The 451-nt window shown below is 33.9% G+C and carries 1 protein-coding gene; it reads left to right on the top strand.

The window, feature by feature from the left end:
- Positions 1–451 (top strand): fibronectin type III domain-containing protein (locus EG242_RS14890; protein WP_203227746.1); only part of this gene is annotated, 451 nt, incomplete at both ends.

The raw sequence follows: 451 nt of genomic DNA, 5'->3' as shown, positions 1-451 counted from the left end.
TATACCATTAACAACTGCTTGGCAAGAATTTATTGTTCCGTTACCAGCAACAACCGATGATTATTTTGCTTTTTCTTTTGATAGCCAAAACGGTACTGCATATGTATATCTTGATGATGTATATTATGAGGATGTATCTCCGTGTATTTTTCCAGTAGGTTTAAAAATTAATAATTTTACACATAATTCAGTTGATTTCTCTTGGAACCCTTCTACAGCTACAGGAGTAACTGGATATTATTATGAAGTACGCAATGAAACAGGAACAGTTGTGGCTTCAGGTACAGTAACAGGAAATACAGCTCAAGTTTCTACTGGCTTAACACCAGGTACATCTTATACTATCTATATACGTAGTATATGTGGTGGAACAAATGGCGATTGGACAACTTTTCCTGTTTCTTTTACAACATTATGTACAGCTATTGCTACCAATTTTTATGAAGATTTT

The sequence above is a fragment of the Paenimyroides viscosum genome, from assembly GCF_003858535.1.
GTDB lineage: Bacteria > Bacteroidota > Bacteroidia > Flavobacteriales > Flavobacteriaceae > Flavobacterium > Flavobacterium viscosum.
This window is presented reverse-complemented; position numbering and strand designations above follow the sequence as displayed.